The sequence below is a fragment of the Brevundimonas sp. 1080 genome (assembly GCF_040545985.1).
In the GTDB taxonomy this organism is placed as follows: Bacteria; Pseudomonadota; Alphaproteobacteria; order Caulobacterales; family Caulobacteraceae; genus Brevundimonas.
On record NZ_JBEPMW010000001.1, the window covers coordinates 921463 to 944308 of the forward strand.

At 67.3% G+C, this 22846-nt stretch carries 17 protein-coding genes; 5 read left to right on the forward strand and 12 right to left on the reverse strand.

All coding sequences use genetic code 11. From position 1 onward, the window contains the following. Nucleotides 1-54 precede the first annotated feature (54 nt). Nucleotides 55-1122: a peptide chain release factor 1 gene (prfA, locus tag ABIC32_RS04725; protein WP_017505440.1), complete on the forward strand. Its 1068-nt coding sequence runs from the start codon at nucleotides 55-57 to the stop codon at nucleotides 1120-1122. Here prfA and ABIC32_RS04730 read toward each other — a convergent pair whose 3' ends face one another. The 8 genes from ABIC32_RS04730 to ABIC32_RS04765 form a co-directional block, all read right to left on the reverse strand. Next, nucleotides 1123-1485, reverse strand: coding sequence for a hypothetical protein (locus ABIC32_RS04730; RefSeq protein WP_205196067.1), 363 nt, complete (start codon nucleotides 1483-1485; stop codon nucleotides 1123-1125). Nucleotides 1486-1626: 141 nt separating this feature from the next. Further along, nucleotides 1627-2238, reverse strand: a complete 612-nt coding sequence (locus tag ABIC32_RS04735) for a glutathione S-transferase family protein (RefSeq protein WP_354072685.1) — start codon at nucleotides 2236-2238, stop codon at nucleotides 1627-1629. 56 nt (nucleotides 2239-2294) lie between these two features. After that, nucleotides 2295-3893, reverse strand: a complete 1599-nt coding sequence (odhB, locus tag ABIC32_RS04740) for a 2-oxoglutarate dehydrogenase complex dihydrolipoyllysine-residue succinyltransferase (protein WP_354072687.1) — start codon at nucleotides 3891-3893, stop codon at nucleotides 2295-2297. Nucleotides 3894-3934: 41 nt separating this feature from the next. Further along, nucleotides 3935-6949, reverse strand: a complete 3015-nt coding sequence (locus ABIC32_RS04745; RefSeq protein ID WP_354072689.1) for a 2-oxoglutarate dehydrogenase E1 component — start codon at nucleotides 6947-6949, stop codon at nucleotides 3935-3937. A gap of 262 nt (nucleotides 6950-7211) precedes the next feature. Then, complete coding sequence (gene sucD, locus ABIC32_RS04750) at nucleotides 7212-8114, reverse strand: succinate--CoA ligase subunit alpha (RefSeq protein WP_354072691.1); 903 nt, start codon at nucleotides 8112-8114, stop codon at nucleotides 7212-7214. 57 nt (nucleotides 8115-8171) lie between these two features. Then, nucleotides 8172-9362 (reverse strand): ADP-forming succinate--CoA ligase subunit beta, encoded by a 1191-nt coding sequence (sucC, locus tag ABIC32_RS04755; RefSeq protein WP_354072693.1) that lies wholly within the window; start codon nucleotides 9360-9362, stop codon nucleotides 8172-8174. Between the two features lie 85 nt (nucleotides 9363-9447). After that, entirely contained in the window at nucleotides 9448-10974 is a 1527-nt protein-coding gene (locus tag ABIC32_RS04760; RefSeq protein WP_354072695.1) for a spinster family MFS transporter, read from the reverse strand. 142 nt (nucleotides 10975-11116) lie between these two features. Then, the gene (locus tag ABIC32_RS04765) at nucleotides 11117-13357 is read right to left on the reverse strand and encodes a TonB-dependent receptor (protein ID WP_354072697.1); all 2241 of its coding nucleotides are present in this window, start codon (nucleotides 13355-13357) and stop codon (nucleotides 11117-11119) included. Nucleotides 13358-13534: 177 nt separating this feature from the next. On the opposite strand from ABIC32_RS04765, the gene ABIC32_RS04770 reads away from it, so the two are divergent. Next, entirely contained in the window at nucleotides 13535-14293 is a 759-nt protein-coding gene (locus tag ABIC32_RS04770; RefSeq protein WP_354072699.1) for a TetR/AcrR family transcriptional regulator, read from the forward strand. A gap of 91 nt (nucleotides 14294-14384) precedes the next feature. Continuing rightward, on the forward strand, nucleotides 14385-15149 hold the full coding sequence (locus ABIC32_RS04775; protein WP_354072701.1) for a LytTR family DNA-binding domain-containing protein: 765 nt from the start codon (nucleotides 14385-14387) through the stop codon (nucleotides 15147-15149). 71 nt (nucleotides 15150-15220) lie between these two features. Here the strand turns inward: ABIC32_RS04775 and ABIC32_RS04780 are convergent, their stop codons facing one another. Continuing rightward, the gene (locus ABIC32_RS04780; protein ID WP_354072703.1) at nucleotides 15221-15682 is read right to left on the reverse strand and encodes a COG3650 family protein; all 462 of its coding nucleotides are present in this window, start codon (nucleotides 15680-15682) and stop codon (nucleotides 15221-15223) included. A gap of 79 nt (nucleotides 15683-15761) precedes the next feature. Between ABIC32_RS04780 and ABIC32_RS04785 the strand changes: the two genes are divergently transcribed. Further along, nucleotides 15762-16886, forward strand: a complete 1125-nt coding sequence (locus tag ABIC32_RS04785; protein ID WP_354072949.1) for a DNA cytosine methyltransferase — start codon at nucleotides 15762-15764, stop codon at nucleotides 16884-16886. Between the two features lie 393 nt (nucleotides 16887-17279). On the opposite strand, the gene ABIC32_RS04790 is transcribed toward ABIC32_RS04785, so the two are convergent. The 3 genes from ABIC32_RS04790 to ABIC32_RS04800 form a co-directional block, all read right to left on the reverse strand. Next, complete coding sequence (locus ABIC32_RS04790) at nucleotides 17280-17639, reverse strand: DUF1318 domain-containing protein (RefSeq protein ID WP_112862893.1); 360 nt, start codon at nucleotides 17637-17639, stop codon at nucleotides 17280-17282. 33 nt (nucleotides 17640-17672) lie between these two features. Continuing rightward, complete coding sequence (locus ABIC32_RS04795; protein WP_055754620.1) at nucleotides 17673-17861, reverse strand: YnbE family lipoprotein; 189 nt, start codon at nucleotides 17859-17861, stop codon at nucleotides 17673-17675. 77 nt (nucleotides 17862-17938) lie between these two features. After that, a complete protein-coding gene (locus ABIC32_RS04800; protein WP_354072705.1) occupies nucleotides 17939-21169 on the reverse strand; it encodes an intermembrane phospholipid transport protein YdbH family protein in 3231 nt (1076 codons plus the stop codon). 318 nt (nucleotides 21170-21487) lie between these two features. Between ABIC32_RS04800 and ABIC32_RS04805 the strand changes: the two genes are divergently transcribed. Continuing rightward, complete coding sequence (locus ABIC32_RS04805) at nucleotides 21488-22843, forward strand: M23 family metallopeptidase (protein ID WP_055754622.1); 1356 nt, start codon at nucleotides 21488-21490, stop codon at nucleotides 22841-22843. Nucleotides 22844-22846: the final 3 nt, after the last annotated feature.

The window sequence follows — 22846 nt, forward strand, 5'->3', positions numbered from 1 at the left end:
AGCCCCCCCGGCGGGTAAGGACGGCGCTCCGCTTTTTCTCAGGACATTTCCCTCTTGCGACTGCCCCAGGCCCGTCTCGATCAGGTGCTCGACCGTTTCCATGAGGTGGAGGCGCGCATGGGTTCGGCGACCGACGGCGCCGAGATCGTGCGGCTGTCCAAGGAGCACGCCGAGCTGAAGCCCGTCGTCGATGCGGTCCAGGGCCTGGCGCGCGCGCGCGCCGAAATGGCGGACCTGGAAGCCATGACGGCCGATCCGGAAATGGCGGCGATGGCCGAGGAGGAGCTGCGGGCGCTGACCGACAGGCTGCCCGAGCTGGAACGCGAGGTCGCCCTGCTGCTGGCCCCACGCGACGCCGACGAGAACGCCTCGGCCGTACTGGAAGTGCGCGCCGGCACCGGCGGGGACGAGGCGGCCCTGTTCGCTGGCGACCTGTTCCGCATGTATTCGCGCTACGCCTCCACGCGTGGCTGGCGGATCGAGCTGGATTCGGCGACCGAGGGCGACGCCGGCGGCTATAAGGAAATCATCGCCACGGTGACGGGCGAGGGCGTGTTCGGCCGGCTGAAGTTCGAGAGCGGCGTTCACCGGGTCCAGCGCGTGCCGACGACCGAGTCCCAGGGGCGCATCCACACCTCCGCCGCGACGGTGGCGGTCCTGCCCGAGGTCGAGGACGTGGAGATCGAAATCCACGACAAGGACATCCGCATCGACACCTTCCGCGCGTCGGGCTCGGGCGGCCAGCACGTCAACACGACCGATTCCGCCGTGCGCATCACCCACCTGCCCACCGGCATCATGGTGACGTCGTCGGAGAAGTCCCAGCACGTCAATCGCGACAAGGCGATGAAGAACCTGCGCGTGCGCCTGTACGACATGCAGCGCCAGGCCAAGGACCTGGCCCGCTCGGACAGCCGCAAGTCACAGGTCGGGTCAGGCGACCGGTCGGAGCGGATCCGCACCTACAACTATCCGCAAGGGCGGGTCAGTGATCACCGCATCAACCTGACCCTGCACAGCCTGCCCCAGATCATGGAAGGCGACATCGACCCCCTGCTGAACGCCCTGATCGCCGAGGATCAGGCTGCGCGTCTGGCCGACCTGGAAGCCGAGTTCGGTTGATCAACCCAGGACGCCGGTCAGCGGCAGCCACAGCACCACGCCGGTGACGGCGGTATAGGCGGCGAAGGCATGCACCGACTTCAGCCGGCCGCTGGCCAGCGGGCTGTCGAGATCGGCGCGGTTGACCCACAGTAGATAGGCGGCCTGGATCGCCCAACCGGCGAGGAAGGCGACCACGGCCCAAGCGCTGAGCGCCGCCAGCGCGACGCCCGACATCAGCACCACCACGCCGCCCAGGGCGATCACGCCGTCTGCGATCTGATCGTCTGCGGGAACGGCGATGACGCCGGACAAGGCCCGTTGCAGACGCCAGTTGAGCCAGGCCTGATACAAAAGCATCAGTCCGCCCAAGACGTAAAACATCCCTATCGCGCGCGCCGCCCACTCCATGTCCGAAATAAGGCGCCATTTTCTGCGGTTGTAATCAGGGAAAATGCGACGCCGATTCGGATCATTAACGACCGGCGCAAATTAGACACAACCGTTGGTCTGCGAGCGCGCCCGCTAAGCTTTGGCGGCCAAGGCGTTCTGGACCGCCGGACGCGCCTTCATGCGCTCGAAATGCGCCTGGACGCGAGGAAACTCCGCGATGTCCACGCCATCGATTTCCAGCCAGCCGGCGAAGGTGAACAGATAGGGGTCCGCGACCGTATAGGCGTCGCCCATCGCCCATTCGCCGGTCAGGTCCGCCTCGATCAACGCAAAGCCGTCGCGCATGTTCTGCGTGACCTTGGCCGCCATCGACGCCTGGGCGGCGGCGTCGTCGCTCCAGCGCGCGGCGCGGCGACCATGGGCGTGGGCGACGTGGACGGTGGTGGCCAGATAGAGGTTGAACGACTGCATCCGCGCAAAGGCGAAGGAATCGGTCGGCGCCAATAGGCCGGGCGAAGACAGGGCGGCGATGTGCGCCAGAATGGCCGGGCTTTCGGTCAGGACGCCCTGATCGGTCGCGAGCGCAGGAACGCGCCCCTTGGGATTGATCGCCAGATAGGCCGGCTCACGTTGCTCGGCCTTGGCGAAGTCGACCAACCGCACCTCATAGGCGAGCCCCGACTCTTCCAGCGCAATATGGCTGGCCCGGCTGCAGGATCCGGTCGCGGCGTAGAGGGTCAGCATGGTCGCGCCTCGCAGCAAGGAAAAAGGCGGCGAGATCAGCGCCGCCTTCTAGGAAATCAGAGGTCCAGCAGGGCCCGCGCCGGATCTTCCAGCAGTTCCTTGACCCGGACCAGGAAGGTCACGGCTTCCTTGCCGTCGACGATGCGGTGATCGTAGCTGAGGGCCAGATACATCATCGGGCGGATCTTGACCTCGCCGTTGATGGCCATCGGGCGCTGGACGATGTTGTGCATGCCCAGGATGCCCGACTGCGGCGCGTTCAGGATCGGCGTCGACATCAGCGAGCCATAGGTGCCGCCGTTGGTGATGGTGAAGGTGCCGCCCTGCATCTGATCCATGGTCAGCGAGCCATCACGCGCGGCCTTGCCCAGGGCGCCGATGCCCTTTTCGATGCCGGCGAGCGACAGGGTGTCAGCGTCGCGCAGGACCGGAACCACAAGACCCTTGTCGGTGCCGACGGCGACGCCGATGTCGTAGTGGTTCTTGTAGATGATGTCGGTGCCGTCGATCTCGGCGTTAACGGCCGGGATCTCATGCAGGGCCGCGACGACGGCCTTGGTGAAGAAGGACATGAAGCCCAGCTTCACGCCGTGGCGCTTTTCGAACACGTCCTTGTACTGGGCGCGCAAGGCCATGACGTTGGTCATGTCCACCTCGTTGAAGGTGGTCAGCTGGGCGGCCGTGTTCTGCGATTCCTTGAGGCGACGGGCGATGGTCTGACGCAGGCGCGTCATCTTCACCCGCTCTTCGCGCGGTTGGTCGGCGCGCGGCGCGGCGGACGCAGCGGCGGCGGCAGGGGCCGGAGCCGAGGCCTGGCCGATGGCGGCGATGGCGTCAGCCTTGGTGATATTGCCCTTCGGTCCCGTGGCATTGATGGCCTTGGGATCCAGATTGTTCTCGCCGACCACGCGCTGGACGGCGGGCGACAGGGTTTCGTTCTTGGCGGCCGAGACCTGGGCCGAGCCGGTGTTGGCCGGGGCGGCGGCAGGCGCCGGAGCGGCTGCGGCGGGAGCCGAGGCGGCGGCGCCCGAACCCGAGCCCGACCCTGAGATTGAGCCGATCTTCTGGCCCGGCGTGACGGTCGCGCCTTCGTCGGCGGCGATGGTCAGAACGCCGTCAGCCGGAGCCGACACCTCGACCGCGACCTTGTCGGTTTCGATCTCGACCAGCAGTTCGTCCTTCTTGACCGTGTCGCCGTTCTTCTTGACCCACTTGCCCATCGAGCCCTCGGCGACGCTCTCGCCCATGACCGGCACGGTGATGTCGATCGCAGCGGCGGCGGCCGGAGCAGCGGCGGCGGCCGGAGCAGCGGCGGCGGCCGGAGCAGCGGCGGCGGCCGGAGCAGCGGCGGCCGGCGCGGCCTTGGCGTCAGCCTTGGCGGCTTTTGCAGGCGCAGCGGCCGGAGCGGCGGCGGCGGACGCGCCTTCCGTCACCGAACCCAGGACCGTTCCGGGAACGACATTGTCGCCCTCGGCCGCCTTGATGTCGCCCAGCACGCCGTCGGCGGGCGAGACGACCTCCAGCGAGACCTTGTCGGTCTCCAGCTCAACCAGCAGTTCGTCCTTCTTGACCGGGTCGCCGACCTTCTTGGTCCACTTCGCGATGGTGGCTTCGGTGACGGATTCACCGAGGGCGGGGGTCAGGATGTCGGCCATGTCAGGTCCAGCTCGTCTCTAGTCGGTCTTTTATACGTGTATCAGGCGAAGGCTTCGGTCGTGAAGGCTTCGAGTTCCTTCAGGTGCCGGCTCATCAGACCGGCGGCGGTCGAGGCCGAGCCGGGACGGCCGACGTAGCGGGCGCGCTTGGCCTTCACGTCCAGCTTGTCCAGCGTCAGCTCCAGCCACGGATCCACGAAGGTCCAGCCACCCATGTTCTTCGGCTCTTCCTGGCACCAGACCAGTTCGGCGTTGGGGAAGCGCGCCAGTTCCTTCCGCAGCGACTGGATCGGCCACGGATAGAACTGCTCCAGACGCAGGATATAGACGTCGTCCACGGCCTGGCCGTCCTTGGCCTTCTTCTCGCGCGCGTCCAACAGGTCGTAATAGACCTTGCCCGAACACAGGATGACGCGGCGGATGTCCTTGTCCGCCTTGATCGTGATGCCGGCGATCTCGGGCCGCGTCTGGGCGTCGTCGTGCAGGACGCGGTGGAAGGCCGAGCCCTCCGCCAGGTCCGCCATGGACGAGACCGCCTTCTTGTGACGCAGCAGCGACTTTGGCGTCATCAGGATCAGCGGCTTGCGGAACGGCCGGTGCATCTGGCGACGCAGGATGTGGAAGTAGTTGGCCGGGGTGGTGCAGTTGGCGACCTGCATATTGTCTTCGGCGCACTGTTGCAGGAAGCGCTCAAGACGGGCCGAGGAGTGTTCGGGTCCCTGGCCTTCATAGCCGTGCGGCAGCAGCATGGTCAGGCCGCTCATACGCAGCCACTTGCGTTCGCCAGAGCTGATGAACTGGTCGATCACCACCTGGGCGCCGTTCACGAAGTCGCCGAACTGGGCTTCCCACATGACCAGCGTATTGGGGTCGGCCAGCGAGTAGCCGTACTCGAAGCCCAGCACCGCCTCTTCGGACAGGGCCGAGTCGATGACCTCGAAATTGGCCTGGCCTTCGCGCAGGTTGTTCAGCGGGATGTAGCGCTCTTCGGTCGTCTGATCGATGATGCCCGAGTGACGCTGCGAGAAGGTGCCGCGCACCGAATCCTGACCCGACAGACGGATCGGGAAACCTTCATCGACCAGCGAGGCGAAGGCCAGGCTCTCGGCCGTAGCCCAGTCCAGGCCCTGGCCCGAGGTGACGGCTTCGCGGCGACCGTCGATGACGCGCTTCAGCGTCTTGTGCATGTCGACGCTGTTGGGGATCGTGGTCAGGCGGTGGCCCAGGTCGGTCAGCTTGGCCAGCGGCACGGCGGTGTCGCCGCGCAGCTCGTCCTTGGGCGACTGGAAGCCCTGCCACTGGCCGTCCAGCCAGTCGGCCTTCTCGGCGGACCAGGTCTTGCCGGCCTCGAACTGCTCGTCGAGGAATTTTTCGAACCGCTCGACCTCGGCGTCCACCTCGGCCTGGCTGATCACGCCTTCGGCCACCAGACGCTGCGAATACAGTTCGCGGGTCGAGGGCTGGGCGCGGATCTTCGAATACATCAGCGGTTGGGTGAAGGTGGGGTCGTCGCCTTCGTTGTGGCCGAAGCGGCGGTAGCAGAACATGTCCACCACCACGTCCTTGTGGAACTTCTGGCGGTATTCGGTGGCCACCTTGGCGGCGAAGACGACGGCCTCGGGATCGTCGCCGTTGACGTGGAAGATCGGCGCCTGGACCATCAGGGCCACATCCGACGGATAGGGCGACGAGCGCGAGTTGCGCGGGCTGGTGGTGAAGCCGATCTGGTTGTTGATGACGAAGTGCAGCGTGCCGCCGGTGCGATAGCCCTTCAGCCCCATCAGGGCGAAGCATTCCGCAACCACGCCCTGGCCGGCGAAGGCGGCGTCGCCGTGGATCAGCAGCGGCACGACCTTGGAACGGTCCAGCGCCCACTGCCCCTCGGGCACGCCCTCGTTGGCCTCGCGAATGTCGAACGCCTGTTTGGCGCGGGCCTTGCCCAGCACGACCGGGTTGACGATCTCGAGGTGGGACGGGTTGGCGGTCAGCGACAGGTGGACGTGGTTGCCGTCGAACTCGCGGTTCGACGAGGCGCCCATGTGATATTTGACGTCGCCCGAGCCCTCGATGTCGCTCGGCACGGCCGAGCCGCCCTGGAACTCGTGGAAGATGACCTTGTAGGGCTTGCCCATCACGGCGGCGAGCACGTTCAGGCGGCCGCGGTGGGCCATGCCCAGCACGACCTCGTCGACGCCCAGCGAACCGCCGCGCTTGATGACCTGCTCCAGCGCCGGGACCATGGCCTCGCCGCCGTCCAGACCGAACCGCTTGGTGCCGGGGAAACGCTTGTGCAGGAAGCGTTCGAAGCCTTCGGCCTCGACCAGCTTGGACAGGATGGCCAGCTTGCCTTCCTTGGAGAAGGCGTTCTGCTCGAACTTGTCGGCACCCTCGAACCGCTGCTGCAGCCAGGATTTCTCTTCCGGTTCAGCAATGTGCATGAACTGGATGCCGATATTGCCGCAATAGGTGCGTTTCAGGATCTCCAGCGCTTCGCGGATCGTGCCGGTCTGAAGACCAAGCACGCCGTCCAGGAAGATCGGACGGTCCAGATCGGCGCCGGTGAAGCCGTAAAACTCGGGCGTCAGCTCGGGGTTCTCGACCGGCTGTTCGATGCCCAGCGGGTCCAGTTTGGCCTGCAGGTGCCCGCGCACGCGATAGCTGCGGATCAGCATCAGGGCGCGGATGGAGTCGTGGGCGGCGGCGCGGATCGCATCGGCCGAGACGTCGGCGGACGCGGCCTTGGGCGCAGCAGCAGCCGGCGCAGCGCCGGCCTTTTTGGGATCGGGCTTCGGCGCCGGCCAACGACCGTCGAAGACGCCGGTCTCCTCTGTGGGTTCGGTCGCCACGCCGCGACCCCAGCTGCCGGCGCCGGCCGAAGCCGTCACCAGCGCGGCGTTGTCGCGCAGCTGGTCGAAAAAGGCTTTCCATTCGGCGGAAACGGAGCCGGGGTCTTTCGCCCACTTCTCCTGAAGCTCCTCGACGTAGGCCGCATTGGACCCGTAGAGGAATGAGGTCTCGGCAAAGACCTGGTTCAGCCGACCGGCATCGTCCGCCATCGTTTCGCAATCCCTGGGCCCCGACGGACACATCTCCGTGAGGGGCGCGCCCGTCATATAGGCGTCGTTTCCTGACGGGTCATGACCGAAACGGGGCAATTTGGTAGGAAATTGGTCGCAGGCCCAAGAAAAAACGCCCCCGGCCTGAGCCGAGGGCGTTCATCGATGCGTCACACGGCATTTTTGATGCCGAAAAGGCGCTCAAGCAGCGAGGCGCCGCGCGGCGAGCGTAGCGCCCGCGCGTAGCACGCACTTGGAAGCCTCAGCCCTTCAGAACTTCGACCAGGGTCTTGCCGAGGCGCGCGGGCGATTCCGACATGCGGATGCCGGCGGCTTCCATCGCCGCGATCTTGGATTCCGCATCGCCCTTGCCGCCCGAGACGACCGCGCCGGCGTGGCCCATGGTGCGGCCCTTCGGAGCGGTACGGCCCGCGATGAAACCGGCCATCGGCTTCTTGCGGCCCTTCTTGGCTTCGTCGATCAGGAACTGGGCGGCGTCTTCTTCCGCGCCGCCGCCGATTTCGCCGATCATGATGATCGAGGTGGTTTCCTCGTCGGCCAGGAACAGCTCCAGCACGTCGATGAACTCGGTGCCCTTGACCGGGTCGCCGCCGATGCCGACGGCCGTGGTCTGGCCCAGGCCTTCATTGGTGGTCTGGAACACGGCTTCATAGGTCAGGGTGCCCGAACGCGACACGATGCCGACCGAGCCCTTCTTGAAGATGTTGCCCGGCATGATGCCGATCTTGCACTCGTCCGGCGTCAGGATGCCGGGGCAGTTCGGGCCCAGCAGGCGCGACTTGGAGCCTTCCAGACAACGCTTGACCTTGACCATGTCCATCACCGGGATGCCCTCGGTGATGCAGGTGATGAAGGGGATTTCGGCGTCGATGGCTTCGATGATCGCGGCGGCCGCGCCCGACGGCGGGACGTAGATCACCGAGGCGTCGGCGCCCGTGGCGTCCTTGGCTTCGGCGACCGAGGCGTAGATCGGCAGGCTCTCACCGTGCGATCCGGTCCAGTTCGTGCCGCCCTTGGAGGGATGCACGCCGGCGACCATCTGTGTGCCGTGATAGGCCAGGGCCTGTTCGGTGTGGAAGCCGCCGGTCTTGCCGGTCAGGCCCTGGACGATGATCTTGGTGTTCTTGTCGACGAGAATGGACATGGGTCTGTGCTCTGAATTCGATGTGTCAGCGGGGCGGTGGCGAGTAAGGCCGAAGCCTTAGCCGACCGCCGCGACGATCTTCTGGGCGGCGTCGTCGAGGTCGTCGGCGGCCTGGATGGTCAGACCCGACTCGTTCAGGATTTTCTTGCCCAGTTCGGCGTTGGTGCCTTCCAGACGCACCACCAGCGGCACCTTCAGGCCCACTTCCTTCACGGCCGCGACCACGCCCTCGGCGATGACGTCGCACTTCATGATGCCGCCGAAGATGTTGACCAGGATGCCCTGGACGTTCGGGTCGGCGGTGATGATCTTGAAGGCCGCCGCGACCTTCTCCTTGCCGGCGCCGCCGCCGACGTCGCAGAAGTTGGCCGGCTCCTTGCCGTACAGCTTGATGATGTCCATCGTCGCCATGGCCAGACCGGCGCCATTGACCATGCAGCCGATGTTTCCGTCCAGCGAGACGTAGGCGAGGTCCCACTTGGACGCTTCGATTTCCTTGGCGTCTTCTTCGGTTTCGTCGCGCAGTTCCTTGATGTCGTCGTGGCGGAACAGGGCGTTGCCGTCGAAGCTGACCTTGGCGTCCAGAACGCGCAGATGGCCGTCCTTCATCACGATCAGGGGGTTCACCTCCAGCATGTCCATGTCCTTCTCGACGAAGGCCTTATACAGCGCGGGGAACAGCGACTTGGCGTCTTCGGCCGCGGCGCCCGTCAGGCCGTAGGCGGCGGTGATGGCGGCGACGTCGGCGTCGGTCACGCCCGCGTTCGGGTCGATGACGATGTTCTGGATCTTCTCGGGCGTGTCGTGGGCGACGGTTTCGATGTCCATGCCGCCTTCGGTCGAGACGACGAAGGCGATGCGGCCATAGGCGCGATCGACCAGCAGCGAGCAGTACAGTTCACGCTCGATGTCGGCGCCGTCCTCGATGTAGAGGCGGTTGACCTGCTTGCCGGCGTCGCCCGTTTGGGCGGTGACCAGGGTGTTGCCCAGCATTTCCTTGGCGTGGGCGACGGCTTCCTCGACCGAGAAGGCCAGGCGAACGCCGCCCTTGGCGTCGGCCGGCAGTTCCTTGAACTTGCCCTTGCCGCGGCCGCCGGCGTGGATCTGCGACTTCACGACATAGAGCGGACCGGGCAGCGACTTGGCGGCCGCCTCGACCTGATCGACCGACGTCACCGCGACGCCTTGCGCGACCGGAGCGCCGAAGCCTTTGAGGACCTGCTTGGCCTGATATTCGTGAATGTTCATGGGGGACCGTCGCAACCGCTGCTGGGAGAGTTGCGGGGCTTATAGGCCCCACCCCTTCGCAGGTGCAACCGTCCACAGGCCCCCTTTAGTCGACCCAGTCCTTCTTGAGGGTGCGCGACGCCCCGATCAGCAGGATCGCGGCGAGCACATAGAAGCCCATGCCGGTGTAGATGGCCCAGCGCAGGCTTTCCTCGCCGAAGCGCGGGGCCAGCAGGTCGCTCATCCAGCCGAAATAGTAGAAGCCGACCGCGATCCCGAGCAGATTGTTCAGCAGCAGGAACAGGGCCGAGGCCGTCGAGCGCATGGCCGCCGGCACCAGATGCTGGACCGCCGCCGTGATCGGGCCCAGCCAGGCCAGGTTCAATCCGGTCGGCAACAGGAAGATCAGGAAGGCCAGGGTCAGCTGCTGAACGTGGCTGCCGCCGCCGGGCAGAACAAGGCCGATCAGCCAGGGCGAGTTCATCGCCAGGATGAAGCAGGGCGCCGAGATCAGGAAGGCGATGGCGGGCGTTAGCGGATAGGCGCCCTTGCCCTTCTTGGACAGCTTGTCGGCGATCATGCCGCCCAGCCAGATGCCCAGGATGCCGCCGATCAGGGCGATGCCGGAATAATAGATGCTGGTCTGTTTCAGGGTCAGGTCGAAGCTGCGCATGAAGAACAACGGCAGCCAGCCGGCGACGCCATAGCCGCACACCGACGACGAGGCGGCGCCCAGACCCAGCAGCCAGAAGCTGGGCTTCTTGATCACCACCGAGGAGGTGCGACGCGCGATCATCAGCGATATGCCGATCACCACCGCCAGCAGGCCGCCGAAAGCGAGCACCAGCGGATTGCCGAGCGACATACCCATCAGCCAGCTCAAGGCGCCGAGGATCAGCAGGCCGGCGCCGAGGCCCAGCATGATCTGGGCGGCGATCTTGCCGGCCCGGTCCGTGCCGACAGGAGCCGAGGCCAGAGCCGCGACCTGGGCTTCGGTCTTAATGGCGTCTGTGCCGCCGCGCCTGGGATCCCGCACCGTCAGCCGCAGCAGCGGCGCGACCAGCACGCCCAGCAGGCCGACCACAATGAAGGCGGTGCGCCAGCCATAGGTCGCCGCCAGCAGGCCGCCGACCAGGGTCCCCGCCGCCATGCCCAGCGGAATGCCGAAGGCGAAGGCCGCCATGGCCCGCGCGCGCTGATGCGGCGGGAAATAGTCGGCGATCAGTGAATAGGCCGGAGCCACGCCGCCCGCCTCGCCGATGCCCACGCCCATCCGGCACAGGAACAGCTGGCCGAACGACCCCGCCATGCCGCACAGGGCGGTGAAGCCCGACCAGACGGCCAGGGCGCCGGTCATGATCCAGACCCGGCTGAACCGGTCCGCCAGCCAGGCCAGGGGAATGGCCAGTGTCGAATAGACCGAGGCGAAGGCGATGCCGCCCAACAGGCCGAACTGGCTGTCGGACATGCCGAACTCTTCCTTCAGCGGCGCGGCCAGGATGCCGATGATCTGGCGATCCAGGAAGTTCAGCATGTAGATCAGGATCAGAACCGCCAGCACATAGTAGCGGTAGCCGGGCCGCTCAGGCCGCGCGGGCCGCGCCTCCTGGACCGTCAGCGTCTCCGTCGTCATCGGCGTTTCCCCTCGGCGTCTTGTTGTTCGTTGCGGCGAGCCTAGCCGCAAGTCCGGCCTGTGCAAAATAGGCCGCACGAAGCGAAAAAGGGCGGCGGCCCGGAGACCGCCGCCCCTCGTCGTCAGGCGTTATGGATGTGGATCAGAACTTCAGACCCAGGGTCGCCGTGACGGTGCGCGGCGGACCGTAGAAGCCGATAATCGAGTTGCCGGTCAGGGCGCCCGGGAAGGTGTAGCCGCCGACGCGATAGCGTTCGTCGCCCAGGTTCTTGCCGTGGACGCCGAAGGTCAGGCGGTCGTCGGACGAGGTCCAGACGATGCTGGCGTCATACATCCAGTAGGCGTCCTGATCGAGCAGCGGCGCAGGCGTTTCGAACTGCTGATAGGCGCCGCGGTAAGCGACCGACGGGATGAAGGCGATCGACGAGCCATTCTCCATGACCCAGTTGTAGTTGGCCGAGATCGATCCGGTCCATTCCGGCGTGTTCTGGAAGTCGCGCTGCGAGGACACGTCGACGACGCAGCCCGGCAGGGTCGGGCAGGACGTATTGCCCGAGGCCGTCGGGATATAGGCCAGGAACTGGTCGAACTTGGCGTCGATGTAGCTCAGCGAGGCGTTGAACGTCAGGGCGTCGGTGGCGCGCAGGCGGCCTTCGAACTCCCAACCGCGGATCGAGGAGGAGCCGACATTGTCCACCACCGAGGCGACGGTCGCGCCGGCCGGATATTGGGTCGTGATCTGCTGGTTCTCGTAGCTGGAATCGAAGATCGCGGTGGCGAAGGTCAGGCGACGATCCAGCAGCGAACCCTTCAGCCCGATCTCGTAGGTTTCGACCGTTTCCGGGGCATAGCCATTGACGGTGGCGGGATACAGGACCGCATCGCCGCGCATGTCGAAGCCGCCCGATTTGAAGCCCTCGCCCCACGAGGCGTAGGCCGTCAGATCGGGGCCGAACTTGTAGTTGACCGAGACGCGCGGGGTGAACTTCTCGAACTCGCGCGTGCGAGTGTAGTTGGTGCGCGGCGCGCCCAGCGGCACGGCGGCGTTGTTGCCGAAATAGGGGCTGCGAATGCCCAGATACTGCTGACGGAAGACGGTGCCTTCCTTCTCGTCCTTGGTGAAGCGTCCGCCGACCGAGACCGACAGGGCGTCGGTGAAGTCATACGAGAAGTCGGCGAAGGCGGCGTAGCTCTTGGTCGCCACCGAACCCGAGGTCAGGGTCGTCAGATTGGCCAGACCCACGACGGTGTCGAAGGCCCCCGAGGCGTTGGCGTCCATATAGAAGACGCCGGCGACGCCGTTCAGGCGGCCCGCGCTGACCAGAACCTGAAACTCCTGGCTGAACTGGTCGTCGTCATAGGCGGCGGGGATGTCGAGAATGGGCTGGGGCAGGTTGTCGAAGTCGATGTTGCCGCGCGTCAGGCCTTCGCGATAGGCGGTGATCGACTTGAAGGTGAGCATGTCGCTCATCTCCCACTCGCCGGTCAGCGACACGCCGCGCGTCTGGACGCGGTTCTTGTCGCCGGCGCCGGCGTTGGTGTCATAGACATCGGCAGGCGACGGGGCGAACTCGCGGTGACCGTGGCGCGCGTTGGAGTCGTCGTTCACCAGATCGCCAGCCAGACGGAAGAACAGGCTGTCGGTCGGGCTCCATTCCGCGCTGGCGCGGAAGGCGGTCACGTCCTTGTTGTAGTGTTCGTTGCCGGTGTTCAGGTTTTTGCCGTAGCCGTCGCGCAGATAGCGGGCCAGGGCGGCCGAGACCTTGAACTCGTCGCTGAAGGGCAGTTGGGCGCTGGCGATCACGTCGCGCTGGTTATAGCTGCCGTAGGAGGCGCGCAGGCGTCCCTCCGGCTCGTCCGCATTGATGCGGCTGGTCACATATTTGATGGCGCCGCCGATGGTGTTGCGGCCGTAAAGCGTGCCTTGCGGACCGCGCAGCACCTCGACCCGCTCCACGTCGAAGATGTCCAGAACGGCGGCCTGCGGACGGGCCACATAGACGTCGTCGATATACAGGCCGACGCCGGGATCGAAGCCCCACAGCGGATCCTGCTGGCCCACGCCGCGAATGAAGGAGATGAGGGTCGAGTTCGAGCCCCGCGCGGCGTTCAGCGTCAGGCTGGGCGTCGAGCGCGCCAGTTCGGTGATGTCCAGGGCGCCGCGCGCCTCAAGCTGTTCGCCGGTGACGGCGGTCACGGCAACCGGCACATCCTGCAGGCTTTCCGCGCGGCGGCGCGCGGTGACGACGATGTCGTCGACGGTGGCGGCGTCCTGGGCGTTCGCGGCCTGAGCGGTCGCCTCCGCGTCCTGGGCGAACGTGGCCCCCGCAAGCACGCCCCACGCCGCGCCGGCCAGCAGCGCGCACTTCACATGACGATTCATGATCCTAGACCCCTTTGTCGTTTCCAGCCCGATGGACGCTTTTATTCAGCGTTCAATGATTTTCACGGAACCTACCCGGTTTCGGCCGTCTGTCAAACACTGGACTGACGCAGCGTCACTTGGTTCCCAGACCGTGGCGCCGTTGCACCGTCGCGATCGTGCGCCTAGCCTTGCCGGATGAGAAAGCCGGACGCCGCCGCCCCCCTTCCCCGCCCTGTCGCCGCCGCGCGCCGCAAGGCGGCGGGCGCCGCCCCGGCGCGGCGCGGCCGGCCGCCCAAGACCGAAGCCAAGGCGGCGGGCGAGACGCGCGATCTGATCCTGGATGCGGCCGAAGACCTGTTTTCCAAACACGGATTCTACGGCGTCACCATCCGCGAGGTGGCGCGCGAGGCGGGCGTCGATACGGCCCTGGTCCACTACTATTTCGGAGCCAAGCGCGAGCTGTTCGACGCCGTCTTCCTGCGCCGAGCCGAGGTCTGGAACGACGACCGCGTAGCCGCCATTGATCGCTATGCCGAGACGGCGGGCGACGACATGACTCTGGAGGGCCTGTTGGAGGCCTTCCTGCGGCCGCCGTTCGAATGGTCGCTGAAGGGCGGGCCGGGCTGGAAACACTATTCCGCCCTGGTGGCCCAGACCAACGCCAACCCCAGTTTCGGCGGCGAGACCATGGCGCGCTATTTCGACCCGGCCATCCACCGGCTGATCGAGCTGATCGCCAAGGTGCTGCCGGACGCCAGCGAGGTCGATCTGTACTGGGGCTATCACAATCTGTCGGGCGCCCTGACCCTGACGCTGGGCGAGACGGGGCGCCTGGACCGGCTGTCGAACGGGCGGGCGCGATCCGGCGATCTGGAGACGGCCGGCGACTATATGGTCCGGTTCGCGGCGGCCGGTTTCCGCGCCGTGGCGGGAATGACCCCGCGCCAGGGCTGATCGGTCACGCCGGGGCGCCGTCGCGCGCCCGGCTTTCGCCCGGCCGAAAATCGTGGTTTCAAGGCGCGATCTTCCGACTGCGAAAGCCCAGATGACCGCCCCTGCCGCCGACCGCCGCCGCACCTTCTTGCGCGGTCTCATCGTCGCCGTTCTGGCAGGCGTCTTTCTGGCGGTGACCGGCGCCTTCGGCAGCGCAGGCGCGTCGCTGCCCGTCCGGCTGGCCTATTGGGTGCTGGTGATGGTGCTGGGCGGACTGTGGGGGCATCTGTGCGGGGTGCTGGTCAGCCGATTTCTGGATTCGGACGAGCGGCCGTGGCTGAGCATTGCGGTCATGGTCGTGATCATCACCGGGCCGCTGTGCGTGCTGGTCTGGGCGGCGACGGGCCTGTTCTTCGCCCAGAGGCTCTATCCGCTGGCGGTGCTGCCGGAACTGGTCGTGCCCGTCGTGGTCATCACGGCGGCGGTGACGACGTTGAACGTCTTTCTGGGGCGGGGCGTGCCGGTCCAGACCCATGCGGCGCCGCCCGAGACAGCGGCTCGCCCGGTGCGGTTTCTGGACCGTCTGCCGATCAAGCTGAAAGGCGCGACGATCCGGGCGGTGCAGGCCGAGGACCATTATCTGCGCATCCACACCGACCGGGGATCGGACCTGATCCTGATGCGGCTGTCGGACGCGGTGGAGGAACTGGAGGGGCTGGAGGGCGCCCAGACGCACCGCAGCTGGTGGGTGGCGCGCGAGGCGGTGCGCGCCGTCGAACGCGGCGACGGCCGCGCGACCCTGACGCTGGACGGCGGCCTGTCGGCGCCGGTCAGCCGCCGCTACGCCCGGATGCTGCGCGACGCCGAATGGTGGTGACGCTCTCTTTGAGCGCATGATTCACGCTTCGGACGGGGCCGCGTTGCGTCCCAATCCGAAACGATCACGCGCTAGGGCGCGGGCTGGGTGGTCAGCATCGACGCGGGCGCGGCGCAGCCGGTCAGCTCGTCGTCGCCGATCTCGACCTTGGCCGTCAGCGGATAGGTGCGGTCGCTCATGCCGTCCGAACATTCGGTGGCAATCAGCACGACGTTCAGCGCCTTGTTCAGATTGGTCGAGCTGGCGAAGGTCGCGACCGTGCCCTGAACCGTCGCGCCATGGTTCGGCGCGCGCTGGGTCGGCTGATCGACGCGGGTGTAGATCAGGGCGTCCGGCGTGATCTCCACGCCCCAGAAGGGTTCGGTCCCCAGCGCCCGCACCGGCTGACCCAGATCGACGCCGCCCAGGGTCACGGCGGCCTGAGGCTGCGGCGCCGGCTTGGGCTTGGAGTCCTCGCGGTCGTAACAGGCGCCGAGCGAGAGGCCGACGAGGGCAATGGCGAACGGGGCAGCGGCGAGCGGAATGAGGCGCATGACGGCTCCTTTTGGTTCGGGCGCAGGTGAGGTCCCCGCCGCCCTCGGTCAAGGGGCGCGGCTGGGTTATGCTGGCTCCATGTCGATTCGCCCCACCGCATTCGAGTTCTTCGCCGGGGGCGGCCTGGCGGGTTTGGGACTGTCCGCCGCCGGCATCGACACCGTCTTCGCCAACGACATGGACGGGGCCAAAGCGCGCGCCTTCACGGCCAATCATCCACATACCCCGTTTCGTCAGGGCGATATCTGGACCCTGACCATCGACGATCTGCCGGGACGGCCCGACATGGCCTGGGCTTCGTCGCCCTGTCAGGACGTCAGCCTGGCGGGCGCGCGCGGCGGGCTGGAGGCTGGGCGATCGGGCGCCTTTTGGGGCTTCTGGCGATTGATGCAGGGTCTGGCGGCCCGGGGACGCGGCCCGCGCGTGATCGTGCTGGAGAACGTCATCGGCCTGCTGACTTCTGGTCAGGGGCTGGATTTCGCGGCCGTCTGCACGGCGATGGTCGAGGCAGGCTATACGGTCGGCGCGCTGGAGATGGACGCCGCTCACTGGCTGCCCCAGTCGCGCCCGCGTCTGTTCGTGGTGGCCATTCAGGGCGAAGCGCCGCGCGCGGCCGGTCCGACCCAGCCCTTCCATTCAGCGCGTCTGGTCGCCGCCCACGCACGGCTGCCCGAGGCGGTCAAGGCGGCCTGGGCCTGGTGGTCGCTGCCTGCGCCGCCGCAGCGCAATCTGGACCTGGCGGCCATGCTGGAGCCCGACGACGCCGTCTGTTGGCTGGATGATGCGGACGCTATCCTGGCCCTGGCCCTGGCCGCGCCGCTGCACCGCGCCCGGATCGCGTCGGCCCTGGCCTCGGGCCAGCGCTGCGTCGGCGCCGCCTATCGCCGGGTGCGGACCGAGAACGGCCATAAGGTCCAGCGGCTGGAAATCCGGTTCGATGGCCTGGCGGGATGCCTGAGGACGCCGGCCGGCGGCTCGTCGCGTCAATATGTGGTGGTGTGCGATCGGGGCTTGGCGCGGGTTCGGCGGCTGACCGGGCGCGAGGCCGCGCGGTTGATGGGCGTGTCTGACGACTATCGCCTGCCGTCGAGCGAAAGTGCGGCGCTGAAGCTGATGGGCGATGCAGTCGCCGTCCCGGTGGTCAGGGCTTTGGCGGAGGGGCTGTTGCTGCCCGCGCTGCTGGATCGACGCGCGGCGGCCTGATCGGGCGACGGCGGCGGAACTGCACCTCGACGAAAAACAGTGCAATGCGTGCAATCTCACGTCAGAATATTGTTTTTGTTGGAATAAAACTTGGCGTCTAATTGCACCCATACAAGAAAGTGCAATACGCTCAGTGAAGTTGGACTCCGAAAAACAGCCCAACGAGTCCAAGTCGTGCGGATGGCGATTTCAAAGACCGGGCCGGCATCATAATCCGGTCTGGGGTCGCGCGAAGGAAGATGACGATCCAGCGGACTAATGAACTGAAAAGGCCGCGTTTCTTTTCGCACAATAGGATAGGTGGGCTGTCCGAGAAGGCTTGAGGCCTCGCAGATCGTGCCTGACCCGCCGTGGACCCTCGGGAAAAGCCCGAGGGTGACGGTCTTTTTTGCCTTAGCGCTGGACCCACTGACCCTGGGCGTTGCGGTACCATTGGCCCGAGGAGATGCGGGGCAGCAGCTGGGCCTCGAACATCCGGGCCCCGGCGACATCGGCCGAGGTGCCGGCGTCGGCGGCGCTGCGGGCGTAGGCGGCGCGGCGGCCGGAGTTGGTGGCATCCACGGCGGCGCGCAGGCTGGCGTCCGAGGTCGGGGTGCGGAAGCCCAGATAACCGTCGGCCTGCTCACCCACGGTGCCGGCGGCCTTGGCCTGGTCGATCTGCGCCTTCTGGGCGCTGGTCTGAGCGAGGGCGGCGCCCGCGACGCCCAGAGCCGCAACGGCGGCGCCGATGACGAAGAGTTTGCGGAAGGTCATGTCAGCCTGTCCCTTTCAGAGAGAAGCGGGAAATCAGAAGAGGTTGGGGTTCTGCTGCAACAGCTGCTGCAGCTCCTGGTCCAGACGAACGCGCACGTCGGCGTCCAGCTTGGCGTAGATCTGGATCGGCGCGACCTCAAGACGGATGGTCGGGGCGCAGGCCGCGAGAGCGACGACGACGGCTCCGAACCCGAGGCCGGCCAGTTGGCGCTTGTGGATCATGACGTGGGCTCCGGTTCGGCCGAGGGTGATGTCTCTAATAGCACGCCGTCCAATGAACGCGCGCTGAATGGTGAAGTTCAATCGGCAGGCGCCGGAATGGGCGTGGCGTTGGGCGCCGGGACGGGCGCGGGCGTCGCCTCCTGCTGACCCTGGCGGGCGCGATTGACGGCCAGCAGATCCGAGATCAGCTGGTTGGCGTTCAGGGTCGTGTCCAGCGTCAGGTCGATCTGGGTGTTGGACGGCAACGGCAGTTTGCGGTTCAGGAACTGGCGGCTGATCAGTTCGCCGATCGTCAGCCGAAGCTCTTGGCGCTTGGGCGGATCGTGGCGGCCGCGGATGTGGAACAGGACCGCCAGACGCCCGCCGTCCAGGCTGTTCACATCGGCGCTGAGCTGATCGAAGGACAGGTTCTCCATCGCCTGATAGGCCAGGTCCTCGACGACGTTTTCGGACACCTCGCCGCCCCCGCCGCTGGCGGCGACGTCGGTCAGGACGTCACGCTTGATCGACAGGCGGCCCGGCTGCACGGCCTCCAGCTTGCCGGCGGTGATCTTGAGCCCGCGCTTGGGGTCCATGATGAAGGGCAGGCGGCCCGAGACGACGGCGTCCAGCTCAACCTTGTCGTCAAAGCCGGTGTCGGCGACGATATCGCCCAGCTGCACCCGGTCCAGCACGATCACGCCGCTGTACGGCTGGCTGGCGTCCAGCGGGACGGTGAAGGGCTCGACCGAGACGGTCCCGCCGCCGGCCACGACCTGAGCGCCGTCGATCAGCACCCCCGCCTCATTGATCGAGAAGGTCACGTCCAGCGCCGTGACCGCCGTGCCGACGGCCAGGCTGTCGGCCGTCAGCTTCTGGTTCGGGGCGGTGATCAGGGGCGTCAGGCTGCTGAAGACGATGTCGCCGCGCAGGCCCTTCACCGCCCCGGCCGGACTGACGAAATCCAGGCCCGGCGTGACCAGATGGCCGCTGGAGGTCGGTTCGGCGTCCTTGGTCCAGTCGAAACGTCCGTCGAAGCTGACGGCGCCCTCGACCGGCGACTGCAGGAAGTCGGCGGCCAAGGGGCTGAGCATCGCCGGCTGAAGCCCATGCTCGGCGAAGGTCACGTTCGGGGCGGTGATGACGATGCCGCCCGAGCCGCTGCGGCCATCATGCGCCAAGGTCAGGCGCCCAAGATCATAGGCGGCCGCCGCGCCCGTGCCCTTCAGATCGAAGGCGCCGCTCCAGCGTTCGTTGGCTAGCGTCGCAGATCCTGTGGCCGAAAGCGGTTCGAACCGTTCCGGCGTCAGGGCGTCGATGACGCGGGCGGCGGCCACATTGGCGGTCAAACCGATGCCCGCCTTGGTCCCATCGACGGTGACACGGCCCGCGGCGTCGGCGAACCGCATACCGAGGAAGGGCGCCTGGGCCGAGACTTGGGCGAAACCGCCCGCGACGCGCCAGACGCCGTCCTTGGACGTCAATAGCGGACCGCCCTGGGGACACAGTTTGCCGGCGACCTGATGGACATCGTTCTCGTCCAGCTCCAGCCGCTCGACGGTCAGGTCGACGCAGTCGGATGTCGCATAGGTCAGCCGGCCGGCGTTCAGGGCCAGGACGCCCCGCGTCCGGGCGTCGATGCCGCGCGCCAGATCGAAATCCAGTCGGGCGCGACCGTCCAGCGTCGCTTCGAACCCGCCCTCGGTCAGGCGCCAGTTCGGGACCGCGACCGCCAGTTCCGGCAGGCCCTTGCCGCGCGTTGCGGTCAGGGTCAGCGCCCCGCCGCCCAGCCGCCCCGGCTCGGCCTGATAGGCGCCGCCCTGACCCTGGGCCACCGTCAGGACGCCGCCGTTGGCGGGCGTCAGGGTGACAGGACGCGACAGGGATACGGTCGTGCCGGCCGCGCCCGTGGCGAAGCGGATGGCGGGCGCGTTCAGGGCGAAGCGTCCCAGCGCGCGCTTCATCTCGGCCAGCTCGGCGATGTCGTCCGGGCCGACCGCGCCGAACAGGGGCCAGGCCCCGTCCGCGGCGCGAAGCGATCCGTTCGCCGCGATCTGAATTCCGCCGTCGCTGACCACGTCCAGATTCAGGTCGGCGCGGCCGCGCTTCAGCGCCAGGTCGCCGAAACCGAAACGGTCGAAGGTCGCGCTCAAAGGGCCTGTCGCCTCGAAGGCCGCATCCTTGCCGCCCAAGGCCAGGTCGCGCGACGTCAACGACAATCCGCCGATCGTCGTCTGACCCGTCCGTCCCGAACCGGCGGTCAGGGCCAGCGGCCCCTGCATGCGCCAGCGCACGTCGTCGTCGCGCGACATCGTCAGCTTGCCCCGCGTCGCCGTCGCGGCGACATCGGCGATGCGCAGGTCCGCGCCCTCGACGGCCGCCGCCTTCAGCGCGGTCGTGACTTCGCCGTCCAGCCGGAAGGTTTCGATCCAGCCGGAGACGACGCCGTCGAACCGGGCGGCGACATCGGCGCTGCGGGCGCTGAGCGTTGAGGTTCCCAGGCGCTCGCCCGCCAGGCGGGCGTCCAGAACCGCCCGGCCGTCGCCGCGCCGCGTCTTCAGATCCGGATAGGGCAGATCGCCGCTCAGCGTCAGCGCAGCCCCCTGCCCTCGGGCCGCCGGTGTCGCGAAGCTGTCGGCGGCGGCCGACAGTTTGATCGCCATCCGGTCGCCGGTCGTGGTCAGGTCCAGAAGTCCGGTCAGGCCCTGGGCCTGCGTTTCGCCGCTCTTCAGCGCGGCTTTCGGCAGGCGCGCCGCCAGCCGCATCAGCTTGCCGTCGTCAATCCGGGCGTCAGCCAGCAGATCGACCGGCCCGTATTCCGTATTCAACCGCCCGCGGCCGCCCTCGACGATGACCAGGGGCCCGCGCGAATCCGGGCGCGGCGGTCCGCCGGTGAACTCCTTGATCAGCGGGTCAAGCGAGCCGAACGACAGTTTTCCACCCTTCCAGCTGGCCCGGACGACCGGTCGCAGTAGGCGGATGCGGCTGGGGGTCACGCCTAGGCCCGACCTGGACCACGGCAGGGCGACGGCGTAGTCGACCTCGGCTCGCTCGACCACGACATCCGGATTGTCGGGATCGCCGATGCGGATGCGGCCGACGAAGCCGTCGATCTCGATCCGCTCCACCTCGACATCGGCCGGGATCCCGCGCTGGTCCAGCCAGCCGACGAGGACATTGCGGGCCACCGAGCGGCGATTGAGATAGATCAGGGCCGCCACCACGCCGATCAGCAGCGCCAGGATCAGAACGCCGACTGCGACGGCGCGCAGGATGCGACGGGTCTTGGCCTGCGGCTTTGGCTTTGGCTTGGACGGTGTGTCGGTCAAACGGATCGATCGCGTGATTGAAACAGCGGGCCGCCCACCTTGGTCATCCTTGTCCTCAGCACAAGATCAAAGCGTGACGGTCGGTTGTCGGCGCCCGCTTCCTGCCGGTCAAGCTAGGCCAGATAACGGCGAATCAACCGGTCGGGATCCCTGCACCGTCGAGCTTTGTCTGACGCACGTTAACCGTTTGTAACGGTCTGCTTTCCAAAATGAGACAAGCGCGGTATAGGACCGCCTTCGCGCCACGGGCGATACGGCGCGATCTTCGAGAACGAGTAAAGCTTTGGCGCCGAAGGCGTCGCAATACGACGGGGACCGATGGCTCAGTTCGACCCACGCCGCCAGCCGATGCGGCTCGCGCCGCACATGCTTACGGCGGCAGCTGCAATCTCGGTGGCGATGCTCGCTGGTCGAGCCTATCAACCCGCTCAGGCCGAAGAAGTTCCCGCCCTGACCTCGGCCCAGATGGCGGCCATGGAAGCCAAGGCCTTCGCCGCCGCCAACGCGCCCGCCGGCCTGACCGCGCCCGAGGCCGTCAACGTCCAGATCCGCCGCGGCGAAACCTTCGAGCAGGCCGTGCGCCGCACCGGCGTCGCGCCCGAAGAAGCCAGCGCCGTCGCCGCCACCGTGGCCAACGCCTTCGATCTGGCCGATCTGCGCGCCGGACTGAAGTTCGAAACCGCCATCGCCAAACCGCGCAACGGCCGGGGCGACGCTCGCCTGATAGGCCTGACCATGCGCACCGGCCCGGCGTCGCAACTGACCGTATCGCGCAGCTTCGACGGCGCCCTTCGCCTGCGTTCGCTGGAAGAAAAAGTCACCCACGAGACCGTCGTCCTGAAGGGCGATGTCGAGCGCAGCCTGTCCGCCAGCGCGCGTGAGCTGGGCGCCACCGCCTCCATCGTTCGTTCGGCCAGCCGCCTGTTCGCCACCAAGTTCGACATGCAGCGCGACATCCGCGCCTCCGACGAGTTCACCATGGTGTTCGACCGTGAAGTGACCGAGGCCGGCCGCACGGTGGACGTGGGCGACCTGATGTACGCCGAACTGCGCGGCGTGACCTTCTATCGCTTCAAGCCCGCCGGCGCTAAGGAGGCCCAGTTCTTCGATTCGAACGGCAAGAACCTGCGCTCCGCCATGATGCGCACGCCGCTGCAGAGCTTCCGCCGCGTGTCTTCCAACTTCGGTTTCCGCACCCACCCGATCTCGGGCTACAAGAAGATGCACCAAGGCATCGACTTCGCCGCCGGAACCGGCACGCCGGTCGTGGCTCCCGCCGATGGCGTGGTAGTCGAGGCGCGCCGCTGGGGCGGCTACGGCAACTGGCTGCGCATCCGCCACAACAACGGCCTGGAAAGCGGCTACGGCCACCTGTCGCGCTACGGCTCGGGCATCCGCGCCGGCCAGCGGGTCAGCCAGGGTCAAATCGTCGCCTATGTCGGTTCGACCGGCGCCTCCACCGGCCCACACCTTCACTATGAGCTGTGGCGCGGCGGCCAGCGGATCAATCCCGCCGGCGTGCGCACCCAGGAAGGCACCGAACTGGCCGGCGCCGATCTGACCGCCTTCCGCGCCGAAAAGGCCCGCATCGACCGCATCATCGCCTCGGGCGGTCAAAAGCGTCCGGCCATGCAGCAGGCCTCGGCCGAAGGCCTGCGTCCCGCCCGCGGCTAAGGG

What these genes read in the sequence shown, in the direction of transcription:
- ABIC32_RS04780 (WP_354072703.1), bottom strand. Translation starts at nt 15,682, where the DNA reads ATGCGCCTCATTCCGCTCGCCGCTGCCCCGTTCGCCATTGCCCTCGTC.
- ABIC32_RS04770 (WP_354072699.1), top strand. Translation starts at nt 13,535, where the DNA reads ATGAGAAAGCCGGACGCCGCCGCCCCCCTTCCCCGCCCTGTCGCCGCC.
- ABIC32_RS04735 (WP_354072685.1), bottom strand. Translation starts at nt 2,238, where the DNA reads ATGCTGACCCTCTACGCCGCGACCGGATCCTGCAGCCGGGCCAGCCAT.
- ABIC32_RS04795 (WP_055754620.1), bottom strand. Translation starts at nt 17,861, where the DNA reads ATGATCCACAAGCGCCAACTGGCCGGCCTCGGGTTCGGAGCCGTCGTC.
- ABIC32_RS04745 (WP_354072689.1), bottom strand. Translation starts at nt 6,949, where the DNA reads ATGGCGGACGATGCCGGTCGGCTGAACCAGGTCTTTGCCGAGACCTCA.
- ABIC32_RS04785 (WP_354072949.1), top strand. Translation starts at nt 15,762, where the DNA reads ATGTCGATTCGCCCCACCGCATTCGAGTTCTTCGCCGGGGGCGGCCTG.
- odhB (WP_354072687.1), bottom strand. Translation starts at nt 3,893, where the DNA reads ATGGCCGACATCCTGACCCCCGCCCTCGGTGAATCCGTCACCGAAGCC.
- sucD (WP_354072691.1), bottom strand. Translation starts at nt 8,114, where the DNA reads ATGTCCATTCTCGTCGACAAGAACACCAAGATCATCGTCCAGGGCCTG.
- ABIC32_RS04765 (WP_354072697.1), bottom strand. Translation starts at nt 13,357, where the DNA reads ATGAATCGTCATGTGAAGTGCGCGCTGCTGGCCGGCGCGGCGTGGGGC.
- ABIC32_RS04805 (WP_055754622.1), top strand. Translation starts at nt 21,488, where the DNA reads ATGGCTCAGTTCGACCCACGCCGCCAGCCGATGCGGCTCGCGCCGCAC.
- ABIC32_RS04775 (WP_354072701.1), top strand. Translation starts at nt 14,385, where the DNA reads ATGACCGCCCCTGCCGCCGACCGCCGCCGCACCTTCTTGCGCGGTCTC.
- ABIC32_RS04730 (WP_205196067.1), bottom strand. Translation starts at nt 1,485, where the DNA reads ATGTTTTACGTCTTGGGCGGACTGATGCTTTTGTATCAGGCCTGGCTC.
- ABIC32_RS04760 (WP_354072695.1), bottom strand. Translation starts at nt 10,974, where the DNA reads ATGACGACGGAGACGCTGACGGTCCAGGAGGCGCGGCCCGCGCGGCCT.
- sucC (WP_354072693.1), bottom strand. Translation starts at nt 9,362, where the DNA reads ATGAACATTCACGAATATCAGGCCAAGCAGGTCCTCAAAGGCTTCGGC.
- ABIC32_RS04790 (WP_112862893.1), bottom strand. Translation starts at nt 17,639, where the DNA reads ATGACCTTCCGCAAACTCTTCGTCATCGGCGCCGCCGTTGCGGCTCTG.